The organism is Mesorhizobium sp. M7A.F.Ca.ET.027.02.1.1 (assembly GCF_004022985.1).
Lineage (GTDB): Bacteria > Pseudomonadota > Alphaproteobacteria > Rhizobiales > Rhizobiaceae > Mesorhizobium.
The window spans coordinates 1-6,564 of the sequence record NZ_RZOL01000352.1 but is presented as its reverse complement, the minus strand read 5'-3'; the positions used below and the strand labels follow the sequence as shown (position 1 = coordinate 6,564).

5 protein-coding genes and 2 pseudogenes are annotated in these 6,564 nt (G+C 65.6%); 3 read left to right on the top strand and 4 right to left on the bottom strand.

Annotated features, from left to right (window positions below; translation table 11 throughout):
- Window positions 1–354: pseudogene (locus tag EN749_RS27885) on the bottom strand (hypothetical protein); the annotation flags it as partial.
- A gap of 158 nt (window positions 355–512) precedes the next feature.
- On the opposite strand from EN749_RS27885, the gene EN749_RS27880 reads away from it, so the two are divergent.
- Window positions 513–1,523, top strand: coding sequence for a sugar-binding transcriptional regulator (locus tag EN749_RS27880; protein WP_023811047.1), 1,011 nt, complete (start codon window positions 513–515; stop codon window positions 1,521–1,523).
- Here EN749_RS27880 and EN749_RS27875 read toward each other — a convergent pair.
- From EN749_RS27875 to EN749_RS27865, 3 genes are read right to left on the bottom strand one after another with little or no spacing between them, the layout of a single operon-like run.
- Complete coding sequence (locus EN749_RS27875; protein ID WP_127397271.1) at window positions 1,510–2,361, bottom strand: TIGR01459 family HAD-type hydrolase; 852 nt, start codon at window positions 2,359–2,361, stop codon at window positions 1,510–1,512. The two genes, EN749_RS27880 and EN749_RS27875, sit on opposite strands and share 14 nt — an antisense overlap.
- Window positions 2,358–3,632 carry an FGGY-family carbohydrate kinase gene (locus EN749_RS27870; RefSeq protein ID WP_189367742.1) on the bottom strand — a complete coding sequence of 425 codons (1,275 nt, stop codon included), beginning with the start codon at window positions 3,630–3,632 and terminating at the stop codon, window positions 2,358–2,360. The genes EN749_RS27875 and EN749_RS27870 overlap by 4 nt, the downstream gene beginning before the upstream one ends.
- A gap of 7 nt (window positions 3,633–3,639) precedes the next feature.
- Window positions 3,640–4,683, bottom strand: coding sequence for a class II aldolase/adducin family protein (locus tag EN749_RS27865; protein WP_128364362.1), 1,044 nt, complete (start codon window positions 4,681–4,683; stop codon window positions 3,640–3,642).
- 193 nt (window positions 4,684–4,876) lie between these two features.
- Between EN749_RS27865 and EN749_RS27860 the strand changes: the two genes are divergently transcribed.
- Both EN749_RS27860 and EN749_RS27855 read left to right on the top strand, forming a co-directional pair.
- Window positions 4,877–5,653: a DeoR/GlpR family DNA-binding transcription regulator gene (locus EN749_RS27860; protein WP_127266683.1), complete on the top strand. Its 777-nt coding sequence runs from the start codon at window positions 4,877–4,879 to the stop codon at window positions 5,651–5,653.
- A pseudogene (locus EN749_RS27855) lies at window positions 5,650–6,564 on the top strand (carbohydrate kinase); the annotation flags it as partial. The gene EN749_RS27860 and the pseudogene EN749_RS27855, both read left to right, overlap by 4 nt.

Sequence of the window (6,564 nt, the reverse complement as noted above, 5' to 3'; positions counted from 1 at the left end):
GGTCAGATAATACATATCGCGCCGGAACAGGCGCTCGGCGCTCAGCTGGCGGTCCTCATTGCCGATCGGGAAATAGGTGCCGAGGCCCTTTACCGTCGTGCCGTCCACCTTGATCGGGCGCTCATGCGGGACGAAAGCTTCAGCGATCGACAGCGCCTCGTCGACGGCACTCGCGGCATGGCTGAGCAGGCCTTCGATGCCCTTGCCCGGAAACGGCGGCAGATGGCTGGTTGCTTCGCGCAGGATGCTGGCATCGCCGCTGCCGTCATGGCGGCTCTGGCGGATGATTTCGCGGACTTCCCGCAGCCGGTCCTTCAGATTGACGCGGACATCTTCGGAGATTTGTCGGAGCATCGCGGATCGCCTTGAAATTTGCTGCGGATAGCCGCCAAGCGGGGCAGCCGCCACTCTCTACATTGTTCCTATCGATTGGTAGATCAATAGGCGATACTAGACCAGCATGGAGAATCGGCGGCAGCGCGCTCGTCCGTCGCCGCAGGGGAGAGACAGACTTGGGCAGACGACGACAGGGCGAAAGCGAAGACGGTCGAGGCGAGGCAACCGAGCAGGTCGCCAGCGAAAGCCGGACGGATCGCCTCAGGATTCGCGCCGCCTGGATGTATTTCGTCGAACAGATGACGCAGAACGAGATCGCCGACGTGCTCGGCGTCGGTCGCGTCACCATCGTGCGCATGCTGGCGGATGCCCGGGCGCGCAACGAAGTGAAGATCACCATCGAGAGCGAATTGTCGGAAATTGTGCGGCTTGAGCGCGCGCTGGAGAAGACGTTCGGGCTGCAGCAGGCGCTGGTGGCGCCGCTTTCGGCACCCGATGCCGATCCGATACCGGCGATCAGCGCCAAGACCGGCAGTTTCCTGTCGGACACGATGAAGTCCGGGATGCGGGTCGGCGTCGGCTGGGGGCAGACGCTGTTCTCGAGCCTGCCCTTCATCAGCGCCAAGTCGCTCACCGATTTCAAGGTGATTTCGCTGCTTGGCGGTGTCGGCGTCGTGCGCCGGGTAAACCCAGCCGAGTTCGCCTGGCGCTTCGCTCAGATATTCCAGGGCGACGGCTATCTGATGCCGACACCAGCCGTCGTCGACAGCGTCGAGACCAAGATCGCACTGATCGAGCGCTGCGGCCTGCAGGAGATTTTCGAAATGGCCGACGTGCTCGATGCCGTTCTGCTGAGCGTCGGCGGGATCGCCTCGGCCACCACCTTCTCTCGTGGCGGTTTCCTCAAGGAGGCGGATCGGGAGGCCCTGCTTGCGCGTGGCGCCGTGGGTGACCTCCTGTTCCATTTCTTCGACCGCAACGGCGATCTGGTCGACCATCCCGTCAACAGCCACGTGATGTCCGTGGATGTCGACCGTCTGCGCAAGGCGCCGATCCGTATCCTCACCTCCGGTGGCGAGGAGAAAACCGAAGCGCTGCTCGGCGCCATGACCCTCATCGCCCCAACCATCCTGATCACCGACGAGGAGAGCGCGCGCCGCATGCTGGAAGCGGTCAGCGGAAGCTGAAACTGTCCGTGATGTAGTCCGGCCAGGCCTGTTGTTCGTCGAAAACAGCGGCGAGATCCGGTGTGTCCGCCAGTATTCCGCTCAGCACCAGCGCGGTGGCGATGCCGGTGCTGTTCCCCCCCGATATATCGTGTTCGACGCTGTCGCCGACGCAGACCACGGTGCCACGGTCCGGCTCGCCGGCCAGCGCCAGCGCGGCTTCGAAAATCGCCTTGTCGGGCTTGCCGATACGGGTAACGCTGCCGCCCAGGCTTTCATAGAGATCGGCCAGACGGCCGGCGCCGAAGCGAGGGCCAACGGCCGTCAGCATGACGATGTCGGGATTGGTGCAGAAACACGGCACCCGCCGCTCTGCAGCCGGCGCGAACAGCCTGCGATAATGGTCGAGGTCAAAGCGGTCACCCTCGCTGGCCGCGATCAGCACCAGTTCGGCCTCATCGCCGGACCCGGTCAGCACAAAAGGCAGGCCCTCGATCGCGGAGCGGTCAGCTTCACGGCTGATCAGCAGACATTTTGTCCCTGGGCGCAGCTTCCCCGAAATCGCCATCTGCCTGAAGGATCGCCACGCCACCTCGCCGGAAGAAACGAAATGATCCCAGCTTCCCGCTTCGAAGCCGAGTTTCATGAGCCGGCTTTCATTGGGTCGTGCCCGCCTGCCGGAGTTCGAAACCAGCACCACGGTCTTGCCGGCGCGCTTCAGCGCCGACAGCGCTGCCACCGCGCCTGGATAGGGCCGTGTGCCGTCATGCAGCACGCCGAACTGGTCGAGCAGGAACACATTATAGCGCTCCGCCAGCGGCCCGATGCCGTCGAGACGTTCGATCGTTTTGGCGCTCATAGGAGTCCTGCCCGGCTTGCACCCATCAGCGCCAGCCGCGCCGTGCCGGCGGCGGCCTCGTCGGAAAGCGCGGGCAGGAAATCGACGCCGAGCCTGCGTCGCCGGATTGCCGTCCAGGCCGGGTTCGCCGCCCCGCCTCCGACGCTCCTGACCGATATCAGCGCGGGCGCGCCGAGTTCGGCAAGCCTGTCATAGCCGAGCGCTTCGATTGCGGCGATGCCTTCGAACATCGCTTTCAGATAATCGGCGTCGTCCGCCGGCCGGGGCGCAAGGCGAGGCGGCAGCGCCGGATCGGCGATCGGAAATCGTTCGCCCGTGGTGGGAAGCGGATAGTAATCGAGGCCGGTGTCTGTCTCCGGGTCGATTTTTGCGCTGAGTTCGATGATACGAGCGAGCGGAAAATGCTGAGCCAGCACCTTGCCGCCGGAATTCGACGCACCGCCTGCCAGCCAGGCGTTGCCGAGCCGGTGGCTATAGATGCCGAAGCGCGGCGCCGAAATCGGCCGGTCGGACAGGATCTTGATGGTCAGCGAGGATCCCAGCGCAGTGACGCCGTCGCCGATCGCGGCGGCACCGGTCGCCAGGAACGAGGCGCAACCATCCGTGGTGCCGGCGACGGCGGCCACATCGCGCGGCAAGCCGAACAGTTCCCCGGCTTCCGCGGTGAGGGCGCCGGTGACCTCGCCCGGTTCGGCCACGCGCGGCAGCAACTCCACGCGCATTCCGGTCGCCGCGATCCATTCCGGCCAGCGGCGGGCCTCAACATCATAGCCTGTCTTCAGGGCATTGTTCTCGTCGCTGACGTCGAAGTGGCCAGAGAAGTTTCCAGCAATCCAGTCGGCCTGATGCAGCACCGCCGCAATGCCCGGCAGATGCTGGAAGCGCAGGGCCTTGGCGAGGCCGGATGTCGCTCCGTGCGCTGCGCTTGCAGCCGGCGCGGTGCGGGCGATCGCGGCCAGGATGTCGTCGTCATCGACCTTGTCGTTGTACATCAGCGGTTCGGCCAGTGGCCGCCCGGCGGCGTCGACCGGCAGCAGCGTGCCGGAGGTGCCGTCAATGGCGATGGCGCGGACCGCCGTGCGGTCGATGCCGGAAAGCAGCTCCGTCAGCACCGTCTTGACCGCTTGCCACCACGCCGTGGGAGCTCGCCCATCGCTGCCAAACCTGTCGAGTGGGACGGCCGAGTGCCCGGCTATGGAAAAATCCGGGCGCATGGCGACGGCGCGCGCACCCGATGTGCCGATATCGATGCCGATGACAAGTGGCATCATGCCCATGCTAGCCGCCAGCCGCGTTGAGCTTCTGGCGATATTGCTCGGCGTCCCAGTTGACCAGTTCGTCATTCTCGGAAGCGGTGAGATAGTTCAGCCGCGCGGCGATGTCGATGCGCGCCGTCACGTCGGCGAGGCAGCGTTGCATGGCATCGGCGCCGGCACTGGCATCGCCGCGCATCAGCACGCCTGCGCCGGGAAACAGGATCGCCGCAGGCGACGTGTCCAGTCGTGCAATGACATCGGCCACCGCCTCGCCTGGTTTCGCCACGATGGAGCCCTGGCCGAGGAAGATGACGTGGTCCGGATAGAGGCTGCCGGCCTGCGCCATGCGGCGGCTCTCAGGGTCGAGCGCAACCGCATGCGCTTCGACATCGGCCGGTAATCTGTAGCCGCTGCCGCCGGCAAGCGCCGCCAAGGCGTCGAGGTCGGGTGCGGCGGTCGCGCGCGTCGGCCGGGCCAGCAATGACCTGATACGGCGCAGCAGAAGCTCCGCCCCGGCGACGGTTTCGGCGGCGACGACCAGCCCGTGATTGCCAAGGATCAGCACGTCGACACCAGGCCGCAGTTTCTCCGCAATGCCGCGTGCAAGCGGCAGGCCCGGCCGGAAATAGGGCACATAGGCCCATTCGATGCCATCGAGCCGCCTGGCGACCTCGGCCTCGCCATCGGCCTGCACGGCAAGCGAGATGGTGTCGACGCAATGGACATGCAGAACGACGCGCTGCGGCATGAGGGCGTGCACCGTGGTCTCGATCGACGGCCGCAGGCCGCGCGGGTTGAGCGCTGCAATGGTGAAACCCTGCGGCTGGTCGGCGGCGCGATCGCGCTGCTCGACGGCTCTCAGCAGCGGCGCCATCGCCACCGGCACCATGATGTCATCGACGAGCGCGTCCTTCAGCCAGGTGCCGGAGGCCTTGATCCACAGTGTGTCGCCGGCTTTCAGCGAGGTGTTGCCGCCTGCCGCCTGGGTCAGGTGCGGGCTCTGCCCGATGCTGGCCGAAAGCGCCCGCAAGGCCGCCAGTTCCTGCGCATCAGCTTGGGTCGCCATGGCGCTTTTCCTCCAACGGCTCGGCCGTGTCCTGCGCGAAATCCCGTTGCCGGGGTCGAATTGGCGCTGATATCGCAGATACGAGTGATCTACGTCAATAGTGATATACTATCATCAAAACGCGCTTGCAATCTGGCTAATGTTGAGTAAGTTGCACCAACTGCCATGGAAAATGGCATCCGGGAGGAAAGAATTGAGCGACTCCGGCCGCCAGCGTCAGATCGTCGAACTGCTGCGGGATCGTCCGTTCGCTTCGGTGCGCGAGCTGCAGGAACGGCTTGGCGTTTCGGCCGCGACGGTCAGGCGCGATATCGACAGGATCGACGAAGCCGGCGAAGCGCGGAAGGTCTATGGCGGCATCTCGGCACTCGACGGCGCTTCCCAGGCCGGTGTCGCCTACGCCCGGCCCTATGACGAGAACCGCGACCTTGCGGTCGAGGCCAAGCGGCAGATCGCCGCTCTGGCGGCGACCATGGTGCGTGACGGCGACGCCGTCATCGTGCATGGCGGCTCGACCTGCTTCCATCTCGGGGTCAAGCTCGCCGAGCGCAACATCCGCCTCTACACCAACTCGATGCCGCTGGCGGCCTATCTCAGCGATCACGGCCATTGCAGCCTGACGGTTGCCGGCGGTGACCTGCATCGCGAGCCCGGCATCATCCATTCGCTCACCCAGGCCGTGCCTTTCTACGCCTCCAAATTCTTTCTCGGCGCGCAAGGCCTTGGCCAGGAAGGCGTGATGGAATCGCACCCGCTGCTGGTACGCTCGATCGTCGATCTCAGCCTCTGCGCCGACCAGATCGTGGTGCTGGCCGATAGCCGCAAACTGTCGATCCACGCGCGCAATGTCGCGCTGCCGCTTTCCCGCATCGGCACGCTGGTCACCGATGACGGCCTCTCCGACGCAGATGCGCGCATGCTGGAAGACGCCGGCGTCATGGTGCGCATAGCCTCGGGAGCCATCCAGTGAAGGTGGCGGTCCTCGATTTCGGCAAGACCAATTCGAAGCTCTTCGTCTTCGGCCAGGACGGGCGGATCATCGACGAGCGCCGGACACAGCCGAAATGGGGGCGCCAAGGCGGCTTCAGCGTGCTCGACGAGGCGGCCCTCCACCATTGGGCGCTCAGCGCCGTTGCCGATGCGGTCGACGGTCATGGAGTGGAAGGGGTCATGGTGTCGGGCCATGGCTGCACCTTTGCCTTGGTCGACGAGGCGGCGCTGACGCATCCGATCCTCGATTACGAGCAAGAGCCGCCGGCCGAGATTGCCGCGCGGATCGATCGCCGCATTCCTGACTTTTCCGAGACGTTCTCGCCGCGGCTGCCGCTCGGCTTCAACTACGGCCGCCACATGCTGTGGCTGCAGGAAGTCGATCCGGACGCGTTCGCTGCGTCGAAGTTGATCCTCGGCTATCCGCAATACTGGAGCTGGCGCCTTGGCGGGCGGGCGGTCTCGGAAGTGTCCTATCTCGGCTGCCATTCGCATCTGTGGGCGCCGCGCAGCCAAGACTTTTCCTCGCTGGTCGACGCGCAGGGCTGGCGTGACCGGATGCCTGCCTTCGAGCGCGCCGGCACCGTTATCGGCGAGCACCACCTCGGCGCTGCGGCGCGACCGATCGCCATCCACAACGGCGTCCATGACTCGAATGCGGCGCTGCATGCCTATCGCCGGCAGGAGCTTGGCCCGGTCGCTGTCGTTTCGACCGGCACCTGGGTCATCGTGCTCAATCCGGACTGCCCGCTCGACGCACTCGACCGGCATCGCGACATGCTGGTCAACGTCGATATCGGCGGCGGCCCGGTGCCGACCATCCGCTTCATGGGCGGGCGCGAATTCGCAACAATCAGCGCCATGATGCCGGCGTCGATCACCCGCTGCACC

Bases quoted from the DNA above. Each gene is read 5' to 3' on its own strand.
- EN749_RS27870 (WP_189367742.1), bottom strand. From the start codon at position 3,632: ATGATGCCACTTGTCATCGGCATCGATATCGGCACATCGGGTGCGCGC.
- EN749_RS27875 (WP_127397271.1), bottom strand. From the start codon at position 2,361: ATGAGCGCCAAAACGATCGAACGTCTCGACGGCATCGGGCCGCTGGCG.
- EN749_RS27865 (WP_128364362.1), bottom strand. From the start codon at position 4,683: ATGGCGACCCAAGCTGATGCGCAGGAACTGGCGGCCTTGCGGGCGCTT.